Below are 19,070 nucleotides of genomic sequence, written 5' to 3' on the forward strand. Positions count from 1 at the left end.
CAGCAGGAGGACATGAGCCCGGTTGGCCTGGCAGCAGACGCCAGGCCAACCGGCCGGCTCGGGCTATTTGCTCAGCCACGCAGTTGCCGGGACCTCTGCAGAGCGCCACCGAAGACCGGATCGGCGGACCGGCAGTAACTGGTCGCATCCCCGGGCAGGGGCGGGCGGGGCTGTCAGGCCGGGTGGACGAGGCGGGACTCGTAGGCGAAGACCACGGCCTGGATGCGGTCGCGGAGTTCGAGCTTCTGCAGGACGCGGCCGAGGTGGGATTTGACGGTGGCCTCCGCGAGGTGGAGGGTGGCCGCGATCTCGGTGTTGGACAGGCCGCGGCCGACCTGGACGAGCACCTCGCGTTCGCGGGGGGTGAGCCGTCGCAGGCGCTCGTCGCGGGCGCTGTCGCGGGCGGTGTCGCGGCTGCCGGGGAGGTGGGGGCGGAAGTTCTCCAGGAGGAGGCGGGTGATCCGCGGGGAGACCACCGCGTCACCGGCGGCCACGCTGCGGATCGCGGTGAGCAGTTCCTCGGGCCTGGTGTTCTTCAGCAGGAAGCCCGAGGCTCCGGCGTCGAGTCCGGCGAAGGCGTACTCGTCGAGGTCGAAGGTGGTGAGGATCAGCACCCTGCTCTGCGGGGAGGCCCGGACCACCCGCCGGGTCGCCTCGATCCCGTCGGTGCCGGGCATCCGGACGTCCATGAGGACGACGTCGGGCCGCAGTTCCCGGGCGAGGCGGACGGCCTCGGCGCCGTCCGCGGCCTCGCCGACCGGGACCATGTCGGGCTGGGCCTCCAGGACGGTGCCGAAGGCCATCCGGAGCAGCGCCTCGTCGTCGGCGATCAGGATGCGGATCGTCATGCGGGCGCCTCCGTACCGCCGCCGAGGTCGAGGCGGGTCCGGACGCCCCAGCCGCCGTCCGGGAGCGGTCCGGCCCGCAACGTCCCCCCGTAGGCGGCGGCGCGCTCGCGCATGCCGGGGATGCCGTGGCCGGAGGGAGTGGCGCCGGAGGGGGTGGAGCCGGAGGGCGTGGCGCCGGAGGGAGTGGAGCCTGAGGACGGCGGGCACGGGCCGCTGTCGGTGACGTCGACGGTGACGTCCTCGGCCGAGCACCGCACCCGGACGTTCGCCCGGGTGCCGGGGGGTGTGTGCTTGAGGGCGTTGGTCAAGGCTTCCTGTACCAGGCGGTAGACGGTCAGTTGGGCGGTGGCGGGGACGTGGGTGTGGCCGCCGTGGACCTCCAGGCGGGTCGGCAGCCCGGCGGCGCACATCTGGTCGGCCAGGGCCCGCAGTTGGGCGATGCCGGGCAGCGGGTGGCGCTCCCCGTCCGGTTCGGCGTCCGGTTCGTCGGTGCGCAGCAGGCCCAGGGAGCGACGCATGTCGGTCAGGGCCTGCCGGCCGGTCTCGGAGATCTGGAGCATCGCGGCGGTCGCCTTCTCGGGCGACCGGTGCTGCGCGTAGACGGCGGCGTCGGTGAGCGCGACCATGACGGACAGGTTGTGGGTGACGATGTCGTGCATCTCGCGGGTGATGCGGGCCCGCTCCTCGGCGACGGCCAGCCGCGCCTGCTGTTCCTGCTGCTGCTCCAGGCGGGCGGCCCGTTCCTCCACGGCCGCGAGGTAGGCGCGCGTGGTCCGCACGTTCACGCCGAGGACGGCGGCGGCGACGGCCATCGCGCTCGCCGCGACGAAGGGGGTCAGGAACGCGCCGTCCGCCGTCCAGCGCAGGCAGGCCAGCAGGGCGCCCGCCTCCACGACGGCACCGGCGACGAGGGTGGCGCGCCGCCCCGCGTTCGCGGCCACCGTGTAGAGCGCCACCAACAGGGCGATGTCCGCGGGCAGTTGGACGTCCATCAGCCATTGGACGAAGGCCACGGCCGCAACGGTGCCGAACACGGCGAGCGGCGCCCGGCGCCGCCACACCAGGGGCAGCGCGAGTGCGGCCGTGAAGGCGGCGGCCTCCGGCAGGTCCTGCGGCCCGCGCGTGGTCGCGATGTTGAGGACGAGCAGCGCGGGCAGCAGCGAGTCCCACACGGTGGGCGGCAGCCGGGAGCCCCGGCGCCGCACGGCGCTCAGCGCTCGCGCCGCCCAGGCGGAGGACGCGGCGCCCGGGTCGGCGTACTCCCCCGGCCGTACGACCGCCCACGCCCGAAGTACCCGGCCCGGCACCCGGCCCCGCCGCACCGGACGGGCACCGCCGGTGCCCGCTGCCACCTCGGTCATCGCACGTTCCTGTCGATCCGGCGTCATGGCGGCCCGGTCGGGCCCGCCTCCGCGTACCGCGGCCCTGCCACCGTAGGGCCGCGCGCGGGCGGAGCGCATGAGTCCACCGTCGGAGGGCGACGGTCCGGAGTACGACCGCAGGAGGAGTCCCACCACCTCCCGGGGTCGCAGAAGGACCGCTGGTCAGGCGTGTCGGGCTGCGACTCCGGTCGCACGGGCGACGCACCCGGGTGCTGCCGTGGTCGGCGGGGGACGTGCCGCCGGTTCCGGCTCCGGTCGCACGCGGTGGCGACCCGGGATCGATGTGGCGGCACGCACCGCGCGCCGACGATGGCCGGGTGACCGACATCATCACGGGACCGCAGATGTCCCCCCTGGAAATCCTCGCCCTGCTGGCAGCCCTCGCACTGGTCGTGGCGCGCTGGCTTCCGCCCGCCGCCCGTCGGCCCGTCACCGTCGCGGCGGGACCGGTCTTCGCGCTGTCCGCGACAGCACTGGGCGTGTCGGGGCTCCGCTGGCAGCTGCTGCCGGTCCTGGCGGGCGGCGCCCTGGCGTTGCCGTTCGCCGTCTCGCCGCTGCTGCGCCGGCGTGGCGGCCGACCGGTCAGGCGGGCCCGCTGGTGGGTGGCGCTGCCGGGTTCGCTGGTCTGCGCCGCCCTGACCGCCGCGGGCCCGGCGGCCGCCTGGGCCTTCCCCGTGCCCGTCCTCCCCGAGCCGACCGGCCGCTTCGCGGTCGGCACCCGGGTGGTGCAGTGGACCGACCCGGACCGCCCCGAGACCGCCACGCCCGAACCCGGTGACCGGCGCACGGTCGTGGTCCAGCTCTGGTACCCCGCGCAGCGGGGCCCCGCGGGTGCGCAGCGGGCCCGGTACCTCGGCCGTACGGAGCAGGAGGCGCGGACCGTCGCCGGCGCCCTCGCCCGCTACTCCGGCCTCCCCGGGTTCCTGGTCGACGGCGTTCCGCGCGCCCACGGCCACGCGGTGGTCGACGCCCCGGTGGCCGGCGACGGCGGACGGTTCCCGGTCGTGCTGTTCTCCCCCGGACTGGGCGGCGTGCGCACCCAGAACACCGCCTGGGCGGAGGAGCTGGCCAGTCACGGCTACGTGGTCGCCGCGCTCGACCACCCGTACGACTCCGCCGCCGTCGTGCTCGCCGACGGCCGGACGGTCGGCACCGTCCTCGCCGCCACCGGCGACGACGCCGAGGACGACCGGCGGGCCGCCGAGACGACCGGGATCCGGGCCGCGGACCTCGGCTTCGTCCTCACCCAGCTGGGACGGCTGGACCGGGGCGAGATCGACGGCCCGCTGGCCGGACGGCTGGACACCGGCCGGGCCGCGGCGGCCGGCCACTCGCTGGGCGGCGCCGCCGCCCTGCAGGCGGCCCGCCAGGACCGCCGGTTCGCCGCCGTCATCGACCTGGACGGCTACCCCCGCGACCCCGAGCCGCTCCCCTTCCACCAGCCGGCGCTGGCGCTCACCCAGGCCCTCGGCCCGACGACCGACCCGCGGTACCTCCCGCGCCTCACCGAGGTCCTCGGGCGCAGCACCGCGACGGGCTACCGGCTCACCGTCCCCGGTGCCGCCCACCTCACCTTCACGGACGCGCCCCTGTACCTGCCGCCGGTGCCCTCGCTGGTCGGCTCCCTGGGCCGTACCCGGGGCCCGCGCGTCGTCGCCGCGACCACGCTCGCCTTCCTGGACGCCACCCTGCGGCAGGAACCCGGCGACCTGGCCGGCGCGCTGTCGGCCTACGGCGACCTCACCGTCCACCGCCCGGGCGCCGGCGGCTGACCGGCCGAACCGCCAGGGCCGACTCAGCAGGGGCCGACCGCCCCTCGACGCCGCCTGCCCGGGCCCCGGCGCCGACCGCCCGAACCGCCCGAACCGCCCGAACCGCCCGAACCGCAACAGCCGACCGTCCGAACCGCGACAGCCGCCCGTCCGATCCACGTGAGCCGACGCCCGGTCAGGGCCGTCGGCTCACGCTTTCCCGAGCGGGACCCGTACGGAGTCCCACGCCATCCCCGCGACGGTCCGCAGCGTCGCGACCGTCGCGCCGTCGCGGGCCCGGTGCGACATGCCCTGGACGACCGCCCCGAGGAACTCGGCGAGCGCGCGGGCGTCGGTGCCGGCCGGCAGGACGCCCGCGTCGGCGTCGGCCCCGATCCGGGCCTCCAGCCGGTCGATGTTGGCGTTGCGCAGCTCGCGGAGGCGGTCGGCGACCTCCTGGCCGGCCTCGGAGACCCGGGTGGCGGAGCTGATGATCAGACAGCCGCCGGGGCAGTCGGTGTGGGCGTAGGCCTCGGCCGCCTCGTACAGCAGGCGGCGGACCAGGGCGGCGGCGCGCTGCTCCTCGTCGAAGACGCGCTGCATGAAGCCGCCCCAGCCGTTGTTGTAGTGCTCGACGACGGCGAGGAACAGGCCCTCCTTGCTTCCGAACGCGGCGTAGAGGCTGGGGGCTCCGATCCCCATCTCCCGGGTGAGCGTGGCCACCGACGTGCCGTCGTAGCCGTGCCGCCAGAAGACGAACATCGCCTTCTCCAGGATGTCCTCAAGATCGAACTTGCGGCCCTGGCCGCGTACACCTGCCATCGCAGCTCCCATGTCGTCGGTGGCGCGCCCGGTCGCGGGTGCGCGCCGAAGGACGGCTTCACACCAGTGAAACACGCTATTCATGTAGCGGGCACTACACGAATGTTAGTATCGCCGGGCCGGTGACGGGAACCGTCACGCCCAAAAGGCCTGACGATCCGTCATATCGCTTGTGTGGCACGGTGATTCACCTGATCGCCGGCCGCGACACACCGACTCCCCCGACCACCGAGGACCGCACATGCATGCCACCGCCCCGCACTACACCGAAGGTCTGACCCGCCGACGCTCCACCGCCCCGTCCTGGACGGTGGAGGCCGTCAAACAGGTCCGCTACCACGTCGTCGAGGCCTCGGGACTGTTCGAGCCCGCCAGCACCCTGCTGCTCTCCGGCTGCGCCGACGCCCCGTTACGGTCCGGCGACCGCCGGCTCGTCGTGATCGACTCCACCGTCCAGGAACTCCACGGCGAACGGATCGCCCGCTACTTCGCCCACCACGGCATCGCCGCCACTCTGCTGCCCGTCCGCGCGGACGAGAGCGTCAAGCGGTGGGAGTCGGTGACCGACGTGGTCGACGCGATGAACGACTTCGGCATCGACCGCAGGCGCGAACCGGTGATCGCGATCGGCGGCGGCGTCCTGCTCGACGTCGTCGGACTCGCCGCCAGCCTCTACCGGCGCGGCACCCCGTACGTCCGGATACCCACCACGCTGGTGGGCCTGGTCGACGCCGGGGTCGGCGTCAAGACCGGCGTCAACCACGGGCACGGCAAGAACCGGCTCGGCACCTACGCGCCCCCGGTGGCCACCTTCGTGGACCGCTCCTTCCTGAGCACCCTCGACGCCCGCCACCTCTCCAACGGGCTGGCCGAGATCCTCAAGATGGCCCTGATCAAGTCTGCCGAACTCTTCGACCTGCTGGAGGACTTCGGGCCGCAACTGATCGAGGACCGCTTCCAGGGCAGCACCCCCGCCCTGGAGACCGCGGCCCGCCAGGTGGTCTCCGAGGCGATCCACCTGATGCTGGAGGAGCTCCAGCCGAACCTGTGGGAGCAGACCCTCGAACGGTGCGTCGACTACGGGCACACCTTCAGCCCCACCATCGAGATGGAGGCGCTCCCGGAGCTGCTGCACGGTGAGGCGGTCGCCGTCGACATGGCGCTCACCACCGTGCTGGGACGGATGCGCGGCGACGTCACCAAGCACCAGGCCGAGCGCGTCCTGACCCTGATGGGCAGACTGCGCCTGCCCCTGTGGGCCGACGTCCTGGCCCGCCCCGGAATCCTGGACGGCGCACTCGCCGACACCGTGCGCCACCGCGACGGACAGCAGCGGCTGCCGCTGCCGGTCGGCATCGGACACCACCGCTTCGTCAACGACGTCACCCCCGGGGAACTGGGCATCGCCCTCAAGGAGCTCGACGCCGCACAGCGCACCGGGGCCGCACAGCGCAACGGAGCGGCACTGCGGTCGGCCGCCGGACTCGTCGGAGCCGGTGAGGCCGCGTGAAGTGGGACGACCTCTACATCGAGGGATTCGGCTCCTACCTGCCCGAGGAGCGTGAGTCGGCCGCCGAGATGGTGGCGGCCGGACGGTACGACGAGATCGAGCACCAGAAGACCGGGCAGGTGTCCGTCGCCGTGGCGCGCCCCGAACGCGGCGAGAGCGCCCCCGAGATGGCGGTGACCGCCGGACGCGCCGCACTCGCCGACGCCGGCGCCGACCCCTCCGACATCGACCTCCTGGTCCACGCGGTGGTGCTGCACAACGGGCTGGAGGCCTGGAACTGCGGCGCCTACCTCCAGGGCGAACTCGGCATCGAGGACTGCCTGCCGATCGAGATACGCACCGCCTGCGCGGGCGCCGTCGTCGGGATGGAACTCGTCGGCCGCTGGTGCGCGGGCTCCGGCAAGGGCATGGTCACCGCCTCCGACGCCTGGCAGCTGCCGCTCTTCGACCGCTGGTCCTCCGACAGCGGGGTGGTCTACGGCGACGGCGCGGGCGCCCTGGTCCTCGGCCACGACGGCGGCCCCTTCCGGGTCCTGTCCACCTCCGTGGTCAGCGACCCCGCGCTGGAACGAATGCACCGGGGCGACGACCCGATGACGATGCCCCAGTACGGCTCCGCCACGCCCCTGAACCTGCCCCAGCGGGTCTCCGTCTTCGTCGGGGACCGCGGCACCGAGGAGTTCTGGACCCGCAACGCCGCCGCGCTGTCGCGCTGCGCCGAGACCGCGCTCGCCGACGCCGGCGCGAGCCACTCCGACATCGCCCACTGGCTGGTGCCGAACTTCGGCCGGGTCCTGCTGCGCAAGCAGTGCTTCGTACCGCTGAAGATCGACGCCGACCGGACGCTCGCCGAACGCGGTTGGGAGATCGGGCACACCGGCGCCGCCGACCCGGTCATCGGCCTCGACCTGCTGCGCCGCTCCGGCACCCTCGCCCCGGGCGACCTGGTGCTGCTCACCGGTATAGGCGTCGGGTTCACCTGGGGCTGCGCCGTCGTGGAGTACACCGGCACCCCCGCCCGCACCACCGGCGCGCCCACCACCGCGCCCACCGGCGCGCCCACCACCGCGCCCACCGCGCCCACCACCGAGAAGAACGAGACGACGGGAGCTGTCCGTTGACCGACACCATCAGGACCGGGACCGCCGCGCCCGCCCCCGCACCGGCGGCGAACGCCAACGCGGCGGTGCTCTGGATGCTGCTCGCCGTCTTCGGCGTCGGCACCGTCGAGTACCTCGCGGCCGGCGTCCTGCCGGACATCGCGAGCGACGTCAAGGTGTCCGACGCCACCGCCGGCCTCCTGGTGACCGTCTACGCGGTCACCGTGATGATCGGCGGGCCCCTGCTCACCATCGTCACCACCCGGGTGCCGCGCACCGCCCTGATCATCGGCTCCATGGCGGTCTTCGTCGTCGGCACCCTCGGCACCGCGCTGGCGGACGACTTCGCCCTGCTGGTGGTCTTCCGGATCGTCACCGCGCTGCCGCACGCCACCTTCTTCGCGCTCTGCCTGGTCCTCGCCACCTCGCTGGTGCCGCCGGAGTTCCAGGGCCGGGTCATCGCGAGGGTCTCGCTCGGCCTGAACCTCGCCACCGTGCTCGGCGTGCCGCTCGGTACCCTGATCGGCGGCCAGTTCGGCTGGCGCACCTCCTTCCTGGTGGTCGCGGTGTTCCAGACCCTGGCGACCGTGGGCCTGGTGGCCGTCACCCGGCGCGCCCCCGCCCGCCCGGCCGGGTCGATCTCCGCCGAGCTCACCGTCTTCACCCGCCCCGCGGTGTGGGCCGCCCTCGCCCTGACGGCGCTCGGCCAGGCCGCCCTGTTCGTCGTCTTCACCTACATCGCGCCCTTCCTGCGCGACTACACCGGCTTCTCGGCCGGCCACGTCACCGTGCTGCTGTTCGTGTTCGGCGTCGGCTCGGTGGCCGGCAACCAGCTCGGCGGGCACTTCGCCGACCGCTCCATCGACCGCACCCTGCTCGTCGCGCTCGGCGCCCTCGCCGTCTCGCTCGGCCTGCTCGCGCTCTTCGGTTCGAGCACCTGGTTCACCGCACCCTGGCTGTTCGTCCTGGGCGCCACGGGCTTCTCGATCATCCCCCCGCTGGCCTCCAAGCTGATCACCGCCGCGAGCGGGGCCCCCAACCTGGCGGCCACCGTCAACATCGCGGGCTTCCAGCTCGCCAACGCCGCCGGCGCCTGGATCGGCTCCCTCACCCTCTCCCTCGGCGGATCGCTGGTCTCGCTGCCGACGGTCGGCGCCGTGCTCGCCCTGGCGGCCGTGCTCGCCCTGGTCGTGGGCACCCGCCGCACCCCGGCGGCCGGAGAGGGGCGATGATGCGGGCCGCCGTCATCGACAAGCCGCACACCGCGAGCCTGGTGGAGACCGCCCGCCCGGACGCCGGGCCGGGTGAGGTCCTGGTCAGGATCGCCTACGTCGGCCTCTGCGGCAGCGACCTGGAGATCCTCCACGGCACCTCCGCGTACCTCGTCGACGGGCGGGCCGCCTTCCCGCACCGCTTCGGCCACGAATGGGTCGGCACCGTCGAGGAGTCCGGCCCCGGAGTCACCGGACTGCGCCGGGGCGAGGTGGTCACCGGCTCCACCATGATCCCCTGCCAGGCCTGCCGCTCCTGCGCCTCCGGCCACCGCAACCTCTGCACCGACCTGCGCGAGGTCGGCCTGTACGGCTGGACCGGCGCCGCCGCCGAGTACCTGGTGATGCCCCGCCACGCCCTGGTCCCGTTCGGCCCGGGCACCGAGCGCCCGCGCCCGGAGCACGTCCTGGTCGAGCCCCTGGTCACCGTCCTGGAGGCGGTCGACGCGGCCGACCCCCGGCCCGGCGACCGGATCCTGGTCGTCGGCGCGGGCACCATGGGCAGCCTCGCCGCCGCCGTCCTCGCCCGCTACCCGGTGACCGTCGACATCGCCGAACCCGGCACCGTCGGCCACCTGCCGCCCGGCAGCTACCGCGACCGGTTCACCCGCACCGGCGAGGCCCCCACCGGCTACGACACCGTCGTGGAGTGCTCCGGCGCCCCCGGCACCCTCAACGCCGCGCTGGACCGGCTGCGCCCCGGCGGCCTGTGCCTCCTGGTCGGCGTCCCCGCACAGACCGAGACCGTCGAACCCGGCCGGATCGCGCTCGACGGCATCCGCATCTCCGGGGTCCGGCACGGCGTCGACCACTACGCCCGCGCCGTCGCGCTCGTCGACGAACTCGGCGCCGGGCTCGTCGACCGGGTGGTGCCGCTCGCCGAGGTCGCCCACGCCTTCGAGGTGCTCCGACTCGGCCGCACCCGGCCCAAGGTGGTGCTGGGCGTTGGCTGACCTCCACACCGTCCTGATCACCGGCGCCAGCAGCGGCATCGGCCGGGCCGCCGCACGGGCGCTGGCCCGCCCCGGCCACCGGCTGCTGCTCGGCTACGCCACCGGCGAGGACCGGATCCACCGGCTCGCCGGGGAACTGCGGCACGCCACCGGCGTCGAGTGCGTGCCGGTCCGGGCCGACCTGGGCGATCCGCGGGCCGCCGTCGACAGCTGCCTGGCCGCCGTCGACCGGGTCGGACGCATCGACGGCCTGGTCAACAACGCCGGCGTCAACGACCGCAGCGCCGCCGACGCCCTGGACCTGAAGCGGGCCGACGAGGTGTTCGCGGTCAACACCCTCGCCCCGATGGCCCTCGCCTCCGCGGTGGGCCACCGCATGATCCGCGACGGCGTCCGCGGCAGCATCGTCAACGTCACCTCCGTCCACGAGACGGTGCCCATCACCGGCGGCGCGCTCTACTGCGCCAGCAAGGCCGCCCTGGGCATGGTCACCAAGGTGCTCGCCCTGGAGTTCGGCCGGTACGGCATCAGGGTCAACTCCGTCGCCCCCGGTGAGACCGCCACCGCCATGAACGGCGTCCAGGACGAGGACGCCTACCGGGAGATCCGCCGTCCCGACATCCCGCTGGGCCGCCCGGCCGGGGCCGAGGAGATCGCCTCGCTGATCGCCTTCCTGGCCGGGCCGGACTCCGGCTACCTCACCGGCGCCTCGGTCCTCGCCGACGGCGGGCTCGCCCTGACCGCGGCGGAGGCCAACGCGCGCCACGCCTTCACCACCGTTCCTCCGAGGGAGAACCCGCCCGCATGAAAGCCGTCACCTTCCACCGCACCGGCGACCCGACGGTCCTGGCCCTCGACGAGGTCCCCGAACTGCCCGTCGGGCTGCGGGACATCCGCGTCGTCGTCACCGCGGCCGCCGTCAACCCGGTCGACCTCAAGACCCGGTCCGGCTTCCTCGACCTGAACCTGGCCTACCCGGCCGTCCCCGGCTGGGACGTCTCCGGCGTCGTCGCCGAGACCGGCGGCGAGGTCACCCGGTTCACCGTCGGCGAGCAGGTCGTCGGCATGGTCGCCCAGCCGGCCCACCGCTACGGCACCTACGCCGAACAGGTCGTCGCCGACGCCGGCCTGTTCGCCCCCGCCCCCGCCGGACTGCCGCTGGAGGAGGCCGCCGCGCTGCCGCTCGCCGGACTCACCGCCGTCCAGACCCTGGCCAAGCTCACCCTGCCGTCCGGCGTACCGGTGCTCGTCACCGGTGCCGCCGGCGCGGTCGGCCGGATCGCCGTCCAACTGCTGCTCGCCGGCGGGCACCCGGTCGACGCCCTGGCCCGCACCGGCGACGCCGAAGCGCTGCGCGACCTCGGCGTCGGCACCGTCCACACCCGGGTGCGGGACCTTCCGGCCGCCACCCACTCGGCCGTCGTCGACACCGCGGGCGTGGCCGCCGCGATCCGCGCGGTCGCCGACGGCGGCCAGTTCGTCGCCATCGACGACAACGACCAGCCGGCGCCCGAACGCGGCATCACCCCCCGCAAGAGCTACGTCGACGAGGACGGCGACCAGCTCCGCACCCTGAGCGAGCTGGTCACCGCCGGGCGCCTCACCGTGCCGACCGGGCGCCGCTACCCGCTCGCCGACGCCGCCCGCGCCCACCAGGAGTTCGGCGCGGGCGGCCTGCGGGGAAAGGTCCTGCTCCTGCCGTGACCCACCCGCACCCGCACCCCGCACCGGCCCCGCTCCACGGAGGAACCCCCGCATGACCACGACCCCGGGCCCGAGCCCGGACACCCGCCAGCCGGCCCACCGGATCACGGTGGCGGTGCCCGACGTCGCGCAGGCCACGACCTTCCTCGCGGATCTGACCGGGCCCTCCACCGCGCACCGGCACGGCGGCGCCGGCACCGTGTCGTTCTCCGCCGGCGTCCAGGTGCGGCTCGTCCCCACCGCACCGCTCGGCGCCCCCGAGGCGCCGCCGCGCCTGGTCGACATCGGCACCAACCACCTCTGCCTGCGGGTCGGCGACATCGAGGCCGCCGCCACCCACCTGGAGAAGGTCCCCGGCGTCGACGTCCTCGGCGACATCGTGACGATCCCCGAGGGCCCGATCCGCGGGAACCGCTGGATCTACTTCCGCTCCCCCTGGGGCACCCTCTTCGAACTGCAGCAGTGGCCCGAAGTCCCCGGCTACGCCGGCACGACCGCCGAACGGCTCCACCACGGCCAGCGGCCGGCCGACGACGCCGCCCTGCCCACCCTGCTCGGCCTGGACCACACCGGGTACAGCGTCCGGAGCCTCGACGCCGCCGTCGACCACCTGGTCGCCCACCACCGGGCCCGGGTCGTCCTGCGCACCGAGATCGCCGCCGAACGGGCCTTCATGCGGCGCCAGTTCGACCTCGACGTCGAGGGCACCTCGGCGATGGCCATGCTCGTCGTCGACGACGCCGTCAACCTCGAACTCTTCGAACACGGCGTGCCCGGCCAGCAGCCGCCGCGCCCCCTCGACCGGCTCGGCGGCAACCTGCTCGAACTCCAGGCCGCGCCCGACCCCGCGTCCACTGCCCACCACGCGCCCTTCGGCCTCACCCTTCCCGGGCCGGTGACCAGGTGAAATTCGGCATCAACCTGCCCAACTTCGGCCACCAGATGACCCCCGAGGGCATGCTCACCTGGACTCGCGAGGCCGAACGGCTGGGCTTCGACACCGTCCTGGTCTCCGACCACCTCGCCCTCACCGACGACGCCCACCGGCGTTCACCCGCGCCGTTCTACGAGAGCCTCGCCACCCTGTCCTGGCTCGCCGGGCAGACCAGGACCGTCCGGCTCGGCGCGGGCGTCCTCATCGCCTCGCACCGCCACCCGGTCGCGCTCGCCCGGGCCACCGCCACCATCGACCGGCTCAGCGGCGGCCGCCTCGTCGTCGGCTTCGGCGTCGGCTGGGCCCCGCGCGCCTTCGACGTCCTCGGCGTGGACTTCCACCGGCGCGGCGCCCTCACCGACGAGGCCCTGGACGTCCTGGTCGACGCGTGGACCTCCGACGCCGTCACCCACCGCGGCCACCGGGTGCACACCGCGCCCCGGCCCGTCCAGGACCCGCACCCCCCGCTGTGGATCGGCGGCAACGGGCCGCGGGCCGTGGAGCGCGTCAACCGGATCGGCACCGCCTGGCACCCGCTCCACCCCAGCCGCCGGCTGTGCGCCCAGGCCGCCGAGGTCCTCGCGGAGGGCAAGCAGTTCGCGCCGCGGATCTTCTTCCTCCCCACCACCGCCCCCGTCGACCCGGACTCCCGGCCCCTCGGCTACGGCACGCCCGACCAGATCCGGGCCGACGTCGCCCTGCTGCGCGACAGCGGCGCCGACCACGTGATCCTCGACACCGACCCCGGCGACCAGCGGCTGCGCAGGGGCTGGGAGCAGGACCTCGACCTGATCCGGCTCGCCGCGGACGTCCTGGAGATCCGATGACCTCCCCCCTCGCCGTGACGGCCCACGCCCTGCTCTTCGACATGGACGGCACCCTGGTGGACTCCGCCGCCTCCATCGACCGCCTCTGGCGGGAGTTCGCCGCCCGCCACCGGCTCGACCCCGCCACCGTGCTCGCCGCGCTGCCCGGCCGCACCGCGCACGACATCGTCGCCGGCTGCCTCCCCGCGGCCGACGGCGGCACCGTCGCCGCCGAGGTCGCCTGGATCCGGGACCGCGAGGAGGCCGCCACCGACACCGTCGACGAGATCCCGGGTGCCCGCCGGCTGCTCGCCTCGCTGCCCGCCCGCTCCTGGGCCGTCGTCACCTCGGCCTCCCGCACCATGACCGAACGCCGCCTCACCGCCGCCGGACTGCCGCTTCCGGACGTCGCCGTCTGCGCCGGCGACGTGCGGGCCGGCAAGCCCGACCCGGAGGGCTTCCGTACCGCCGCCCGCCTGCTCGGCGTGGACATCGCCGACTGCCTCCTGTTCGAGGACTCCGCCCCCGGCCTGCTCGCCGCCCGCCGCTCCGGCGGCACCGCCGTCGCCGTCGCCGCCCCGGCCGCCGAGCAGGCCCCGTACCGGGTCGACGACCTGACGGCCGTCAGCGCGCGGCTCCGGGCGGGCCGGATCCGGGTGGAGATCCGGCCCGCCCGGGTGCACGCCGAGCCGGCCGAGGGGATCCGGCGGTGAGCACTCCCAGCCCTGTCAGCCCCCTCAGCCTTCGGACGGCGGCGGACCGCGACCGCCCGGTGCGCCCCGAGGTCGCCGTCGACCTCGGCGGGACCTGGCTGCGGATCCGCACCGGGTCCGGGGAGACCGTACGGCTCCCCGCGCCCAGCGTCCTCAACCGGCCCGGGACGGATCCGGCCGCGCTGCTCGACCTGCTGGTCGAGACCCTGGCCGGCGCGGTGCCGGCGGGCGCGCGGGTGGCGATGTCCTGCGGCGCCGCGATGGACGAGGAGCACGGCGTGCTGCACGGCTCGGGCCCGCTCTGGGGCGGCGGCCCGGAGCGGCCCGTGCCGCTCCGCGCCCTGCTCACCGCCCGCCGCCCGGACGTCGGCTGGCACCTGTACAACGACGTCACCGCCGGGCTGGCGAGCTTCGTCGAGCGGTTCGCCCGGCCCCACCACCGCCGGGTCGTGTACCTCACGGTGAGCAGCGGCATCGCCCTGCGCACCGCCGACCTCACCGAACGCTCCGTCCCGGTCGATGCCGACGGCCTGCAGGGCGAGGTCGGCCACCTCCCGGCCGTCTCCACCGCGCCCGCCGCCGTCCGGGCGCTGACCTGCCCCTGCGGCGGGACGGGCCACGTGGCCGCCGTGGCCGCCGGCCCGGCGCTGCCGCACGTCGCGGCCGCCCTCGGCATGGCACGTCCGGAGGGGGTCCGCGACGCCCTCCCCGCCCTGCTGCGCTCCGGGGACCGGGCCGCCCACCGCCTGCTCGCCACCGTGGTGGAACCGGTCGCGGAGATCGTCCGCACCGTGCGCTGCCTCGATCCCCGCACCGACCTGATCGGCATCGGCGGCGGCTACGCGGAGGGCCTCGGCGACCCCTACCGCGCCGAACTGGTGCGGCAGTCGGGCGAGGTCCGCAGCTACGCCGACCGCTCCCCCGGCCGGGCCGCAGACGGCCTGCGGCTCTGCCGCCCCGGCGAGGTGGACCCGCTGGCGGGCGCCCTCGCGCTCTCCCACGGCGCGCTGACCGTCACCAAGCGCTGACGCCACCGGGCATCGACCGCCGTCCCACCCCTTCGACCGTCACCCTCCGGAAGGACCCCATGCCGGCCACGGCCACCCACCGCGCGATCGTCCGCCACGGCACCACCTGCCGCATCGAGGACGTCCCCACCCCGGACCCGGGCGAGGGCGAACTCCTGCTCGCACCCGAGCACGTGAGCCTCTGCGGCACCGACATCCAGATCCTGCGCGGCGACCGCGACGACCCCTCGCCCGTCGTGGGGCACGAGGGCGCCGCCCGGGTCGTCGCCGCCGGGCCCGGCACCGACGGCTTCGCCCCCGGCGACCGGGTGGTCGTCAACCCGACCCACCCCGGCGACCCGTCCTTCCTCCTCGGCCACAACGTGCCGGGCCTGTTCCAGCAGCGCGTCCTGATCGGCGCCTCGGCCGTCCGCGGCGGCCTGGTCTCCCACCTGCCCGAGGACCTCCCCGCCGCCCGGGCCACCCTGGTCGAGCCGTACGCCGTCGTCCGCTACGCCCTCTCCTGCCTGGCCGCCTCGGCCCCCGACACCCTCGTCGTGCACGGGGACGGCCTGACCGGCAACCTCGCCGCCCTGCTCGCGCCCCGCTTCCTCTTCCCGACGGTCCGGGTCGTGGTGGTCCACCGCGGCGAGGCCGGCCTGCGCTGGACCCGGGCCCACCTGCCGCACGCGGTGGGCGTCCTGGACACCGAGCCGCTCGACCGGCACGCCGGCGGCGCCGTCGCGCTCCTGGTCACCACCCATCGCGGCGGCACCGTCCCCGCCGTCGAGGCCGCCCTCGGCTCGCTCGGCGAACGCCTGGTCGCCGTCCACCCCCTCGGCGGCGTCCCGCCGCGCGCCACCACTCCCCTGCTGCCCGGCGTCGACCTCGACGGCGTCCGCCGGGCCAACACCGGCGGCCCGTGGCCTCCGGCCACCACCACCTTCGCCCGCCCCGGCCTGCGTCTCACCCTGAGCGGCAACCGCGGGGTCACCAGCGCCCAGCTCCTCGCCGCCGCCGAGGCCCTGCGGACCGACGCCACCGCCGACCCGCTGCTCACCCACGTCCTGGGCCTGGAGGCCGGTGTCCGCCACCTCAACCGGATCATCGGCGACCGGACCCGCACCGTCGACGGCGAGCTCGTCGTCCGCCTGGTCATCGACCTGGGCGGCGACCCGGCCCGTCCGGGCGCCGGGATGCCGTAGCCGGGCCCCCGCAGCCTCCGGTCGGGCCGGACGCCGGCCGGATGCCGCGCAGTTGCCGGTCGGCGTGCCCGGAACACCCGGACCGGCAACTGCGCGGAACCACAGGACGTGTGTGGGGCACGGCCATTGACCGGGAGTCAGCGGCTCCGAAAGGATGCGCGACCATGACTACGCGCGTAAACCTCCTGTCGGGACGGCTGATCGCCTCCCTGCGGTGGGCGGCCCTGCTGTCGGTCCTGGTGTCGGTCGGCGTGTTCTTCGCCGGCGCCGGAGCGGCCCGGGCCGCGCCCGCCTGCGGGGTGCTCTCCACCGGCGCGGCGGCGCAGGCGGACGCCGCCGTCCGCTCCGCCTGCGGACTGATCGGCACCCCGTACTCGTGGGGCGGCGGCCACGGCTCGCAGCCCGGCCCGACGTACGGCCTCTGCGACCCCGCCAACGGCGCGCCGAACGACTGCCACGTCCGCGGCCTGGACTGCTCCGGCATGGTCCGGTACGCCTACGACCTGGCGGTCGGCGAGGACGTCGTCAACGGCACCACCCGGACCCAGTGGCCGACCTCCCGCGCGGTCGCCCGCTACTACCGGGCGGACGGCACCGCACCGCTGCTCCCCGGCGACCTGGTGTTCTTCGGCAACACCGCCTCCACCATCCACCACGTCGCGATGTACCTCGGGCAGGGCTGGATCGTCGAGGCCCCCTACTCCGGCGGCCACGTCCAGGTGGCGGCGCTCTCCTCGCACGGCGACTACTTCGGCGCCGTCCGGCTGTACGGCCCCGGCGGCACGACCCCGCCCACCACGCCCCCGTCGGACAGCGGCCAGTACTGGGTGGACACCCTCGCCGACGCGCCGGTGTACGGCTCCCCGACCTCCACCACCAGCACCGGGACGCTGTACCAGGGCACGAACTACGTCTTCTGCAAGGCCTGGGGCCGCGAGGTCTCCAACGGCGGCGCCTACAACCACTGGTGGCTGAAGACGGACCCGGACGTGGGCCCCGGCGGCCAGTGGGTGTCGGCCTTCTACCTCTCCCGCTGGGGCGACGACGTGGCCAAGGACAACAACGGCACCACCATCCCCACCTGCGCGGGCGGCGGCACCCCGCCCGCCACCGGCAAGTACTGGGTGGACACCTTCGCGAGCGCGAGCGTCTACGCCTCGCCGACCTCCACCGACGCCACCGGCACGCTGAACCAGGGCACGAACTACGTGTACTGCAAGGCCTGGGGCCGCGAGGTCTCCAACGGCAACGGCTACAACCACTGGTGGCTGAGGACCGACGCGGACGCCGGCCCGGCCGGCCAGTGGGTGTCGGCCTTCTACCTCTCCCGCTGGGGCAACGACACGGCCAGGGACAACAACGGCACCACCATCCCCGACTGCTAGGGCGTGTCCGCCGCGACGAGGCCCGGCTCCCCGGCCGTGGCCCCGTCGCCGGTGGGGGACCGCCGGGCGAGTCGGAGCAGCGCGGGACCGGTGGCCGACGCGGGACCGGGTCAGCCCCAGAACTCCCGCAGGGCGGCGTTGACGGCGGCGGGCTCCTGGGTGTGCGGGTAGTACCCGGGCACCCGGAGGAGCCGGCCCGCGAGGGACTCCGTGAGGGACTCGGCCACGGCCATCAGGGGGAGCCCCACGTGCTCGCGGTACGCGGCGGGCGCGCCCTCCCACGTCCCGCAGATCACCAGGACCGGCAGAGCGGCCCCCCGGATCGCCTCCAGCGGGATCTCCGCCTCCCAGACGGGCCGCTCGCCCATGGACGTGGCCACGGCGCGGAGCCGGCGCTCCGTGGGCTCGGGCATCTCCATCCCCAGCCCCTCGGTGGACGCACGCAGGTACTGCTCCGGCGTGACGTCGTCCGGGATGCCCGGGGCGCCGTCGCGCACCCGGTCGAGGAGGGCGGCGACGACCGGATGGTGCGCGGCGGCGGTGAAGGCGGAGGGCTGGACGAGGGCGAGGGAGCGGACGAGGTCGGGCCGGCGCGCGGCGGCGAGGAGCACGGCGACGGCGCCGTTCCCGTGCCCCACCAGGTGGGCGCCGCCGGGCCCCGCGGCTCGGGCCCCGCCTTCGAGGACTTCCACGACGTCCTCGGCGTCGACCTCGAAGTCGCTGCGCGCGGTGTCCGGGCTGTCGCCGTAGCCCCGGCGGTCCACCAGGAGGAGCCGACGGCCGTCCGCGAGGGGCCGCTGCCCGGCGAACCCGTACGCGGGGTCGCTGCCCCAGCTGAAGATGTTGTGGACGAAGAGGGCGGGGGCGTCACGATCCACCGGGCCCGCGGGGGCCCGGTCCGCTCCGGCCCGATCGCGGTCGTCCCACACGGTCACGTGCACGGCCACAGGTCAGCCTCCCGGCTCCGAGGGACGTCAACTCCCCTGAGAATAACGGATCGTCGCGGATCGACCCGGTCCAGCCGCCCGGACGGCGGCCCCGGACGGCGGCCCCGGACGGCGGCCCCGGCCGACAGGGTGGCGTCCGCGCCGTGACGATCACCGCCCCCACGGCGGCCGGGCGGACCGATCAGGATTCGAGAAGCGCCCCACCGGGGTGCGCGCCTAGCGTTGCAGTCATGAACGAGATCACCATTCACTGGACCTTCCTCCCGCACACCGACCCCGAGGCCTCCCTCGCCTTCTACCGCGACCTGCTCGGCTTCGAGGTGCGCAGCGACGTCGGCGGCGGCGCGATGCGCTGGATCACCGTCGGCCCCGCCGGCCAGCCCGACGTCTCCCTGGTGCTGGAGCCGGCCTCCGCCGCCCCGGGCCGCACCGAGGAGGAGCAGCGGACCGTCACCGAGATGATGGCCAAGGGCACCTACGCCCGGCTCGTCCTGGGCACCACCGACCTGGACGGCGTCTTCGACCGGCTGAAGTCCGGCGGCGCCGAGCTGGTCCAAGAGCCGACGAAGCAGCCGTACGGCGTCCGCGACTGCGCGTTCCGCGACCCGGCGGGCAACATGGTCCGCTTCAACGAGCTGGGCTGAGCCGGGCGCGGGGGGGGCCGGGCCCCCCCCCCCCCGGCCCCCCGGCCCCCCCCCCCCCCCCCCCCCCCCCCCCCCCCCCCCCCCCCCG

The 19,070-nt window shown here is 75.3% G+C and carries 18 protein-coding genes; 14 read left to right on the forward strand and 4 right to left on the reverse strand.

The window, feature by feature from the left end; translation table 11 throughout:
* Positions 1 to 173: 173 nt before the first annotated feature.
* Both ACIQI7_RS13015 and ACIQI7_RS13020 read right to left on the reverse strand, forming a co-directional pair.
* Positions 174 to 848 (reverse strand): response regulator, encoded by a 675-nt coding sequence (locus ACIQI7_RS13015; RefSeq protein ID WP_401108358.1) that lies wholly within the window; start codon positions 846 to 848, stop codon positions 174 to 176.
* Positions 845 to 2,062 (reverse strand): sensor histidine kinase, encoded by a 1,218-nt coding sequence (locus ACIQI7_RS13020; RefSeq protein WP_401108853.1) that lies wholly within the window; start codon positions 2,060 to 2,062, stop codon positions 845 to 847. Before ACIQI7_RS13020 ends, ACIQI7_RS13015 begins: the two co-directional genes overlap by 4 nt.
* A gap of 449 nt (positions 2,063 to 2,511) precedes the next feature.
* On the opposite strand from ACIQI7_RS13020, the gene ACIQI7_RS13025 reads away from it, so the two are divergent.
* Entirely contained in the window at positions 2,512 to 4,002 is a 1,491-nt protein-coding gene (locus ACIQI7_RS13025) for an alpha/beta hydrolase family protein (RefSeq protein ID WP_401108360.1), read from the forward strand.
* Between the two features lie 189 nt (positions 4,003 to 4,191).
* Here the strand turns inward: ACIQI7_RS13025 and ACIQI7_RS13030 are convergent, their stop codons facing one another.
* Positions 4,192 to 4,803: a TetR/AcrR family transcriptional regulator gene (locus tag ACIQI7_RS13030; protein WP_401108363.1), complete on the reverse strand. Its 612-nt coding sequence runs from the start codon at positions 4,801 to 4,803 to the stop codon at positions 4,192 to 4,194.
* Between the two features lie 241 nt (positions 4,804 to 5,044).
* Between ACIQI7_RS13030 and ACIQI7_RS13035 the strand changes: the two genes are divergently transcribed.
* The 12 genes from ACIQI7_RS13035 (at position 5,045) to ACIQI7_RS13090 (ending at position 17,391) form a co-directional block, all read left to right on the forward strand.
* Positions 5,045 to 6,313: a sedoheptulose 7-phosphate cyclase gene (locus tag ACIQI7_RS13035; protein ID WP_401108366.1), complete on the forward strand. Its 1,269-nt coding sequence runs from the start codon at positions 5,045 to 5,047 to the stop codon at positions 6,311 to 6,313.
* The gene (locus tag ACIQI7_RS13040; RefSeq protein WP_401108368.1) at positions 6,310 to 7,434 is read left to right on the forward strand and encodes a 3-oxoacyl-ACP synthase III family protein; all 1,125 of its coding nucleotides are present in this window, start codon (positions 6,310 to 6,312) and stop codon (positions 7,432 to 7,434) included. The genes ACIQI7_RS13035 and ACIQI7_RS13040 overlap by 4 nt, the downstream gene beginning before the upstream one ends.
* Complete coding sequence (locus tag ACIQI7_RS13045; RefSeq protein ID WP_401108371.1) at positions 7,431 to 8,645, forward strand: MFS transporter; 1,215 nt, start codon at positions 7,431 to 7,433, stop codon at positions 8,643 to 8,645. The genes ACIQI7_RS13040 and ACIQI7_RS13045 overlap by 4 nt, the downstream gene beginning before the upstream one ends.
* Positions 8,642 to 9,637, forward strand: coding sequence for a zinc-binding dehydrogenase (locus ACIQI7_RS13050; RefSeq protein WP_401108373.1), 996 nt, complete (start codon positions 8,642 to 8,644; stop codon positions 9,635 to 9,637). Before ACIQI7_RS13045 ends, ACIQI7_RS13050 begins: the two co-directional genes overlap by 4 nt.
* On the forward strand, positions 9,630 to 10,445 hold the full coding sequence (locus tag ACIQI7_RS13055; RefSeq protein WP_401108375.1) for an SDR family oxidoreductase: 816 nt from the start codon (positions 9,630 to 9,632) through the stop codon (positions 10,443 to 10,445). The genes ACIQI7_RS13050 and ACIQI7_RS13055 overlap by 8 nt, the downstream gene beginning before the upstream one ends.
* Entirely contained in the window at positions 10,442 to 11,341 is a 900-nt protein-coding gene (locus ACIQI7_RS13060; RefSeq protein ID WP_401108377.1) for an NADP-dependent oxidoreductase, read from the forward strand. Before ACIQI7_RS13055 ends, ACIQI7_RS13060 begins: the two co-directional genes overlap by 4 nt.
* A 52-nt stretch (positions 11,342 to 11,393) precedes the next feature.
* On the forward strand, positions 11,394 to 12,248 hold the full coding sequence (locus tag ACIQI7_RS13065; RefSeq protein ID WP_401108379.1) for a hypothetical protein: 855 nt from the start codon (positions 11,394 to 11,396) through the stop codon (positions 12,246 to 12,248).
* Positions 12,245 to 13,102 carry a TIGR03619 family F420-dependent LLM class oxidoreductase gene (locus tag ACIQI7_RS13070; protein ID WP_401108382.1) on the forward strand — a complete coding sequence of 286 codons (858 nt, stop codon included), beginning with the start codon at positions 12,245 to 12,247 and terminating at the stop codon, positions 13,100 to 13,102. The genes ACIQI7_RS13065 and ACIQI7_RS13070 overlap by 4 nt, the downstream gene beginning before the upstream one ends.
* The gene (locus ACIQI7_RS13075; protein ID WP_401108385.1) at positions 13,099 to 13,794 is read left to right on the forward strand and encodes an HAD-IA family hydrolase; all 696 of its coding nucleotides are present in this window, start codon (positions 13,099 to 13,101) and stop codon (positions 13,792 to 13,794) included. The genes ACIQI7_RS13070 and ACIQI7_RS13075 overlap by 4 nt, the downstream gene beginning before the upstream one ends.
* The gene (locus ACIQI7_RS13080; RefSeq protein WP_401108388.1) at positions 13,791 to 14,822 is read left to right on the forward strand and encodes an ROK family protein; all 1,032 of its coding nucleotides are present in this window, start codon (positions 13,791 to 13,793) and stop codon (positions 14,820 to 14,822) included. Before ACIQI7_RS13075 ends, ACIQI7_RS13080 begins: the two co-directional genes overlap by 4 nt.
* A gap of 59 nt (positions 14,823 to 14,881) precedes the next feature.
* Positions 14,882 to 16,006 (forward strand): alcohol dehydrogenase catalytic domain-containing protein, encoded by a 1,125-nt coding sequence (locus tag ACIQI7_RS13085; RefSeq protein WP_401108391.1) that lies wholly within the window; start codon positions 14,882 to 14,884, stop codon positions 16,004 to 16,006.
* 164 nt (positions 16,007 to 16,170) lie between these two features.
* Positions 16,171 to 17,391, forward strand: coding sequence for a C40 family peptidase (locus tag ACIQI7_RS13090; RefSeq protein WP_401108394.1), 1,221 nt, complete (start codon positions 16,171 to 16,173; stop codon positions 17,389 to 17,391).
* Positions 17,392 to 17,501: 110 nt separating this feature from the next.
* Here the strand turns inward: ACIQI7_RS13090 and ACIQI7_RS13095 are convergent, their stop codons facing one another.
* A complete protein-coding gene (locus ACIQI7_RS13095; protein ID WP_401108397.1) occupies positions 17,502 to 18,338 on the reverse strand; it encodes an alpha/beta fold hydrolase in 837 nt (278 codons plus the stop codon).
* 230 nt (positions 18,339 to 18,568) lie between these two features.
* Here ACIQI7_RS13095 and ACIQI7_RS13100 point away from each other — a divergent pair, with 230 nt between their 5' ends.
* Complete coding sequence (locus tag ACIQI7_RS13100) at positions 18,569 to 18,982, forward strand: VOC family protein (protein WP_401108399.1); 414 nt, start codon at positions 18,569 to 18,571, stop codon at positions 18,980 to 18,982.
* The last annotated feature ends 88 nt before the right edge of the window (positions 18,983 to 19,070 follow it).

Source organism: Kitasatospora sp. NPDC092039, from assembly GCF_044756065.1.
Lineage (GTDB): Bacteria > Actinomycetota > Actinomycetes > Streptomycetales > Streptomycetaceae > Kitasatospora.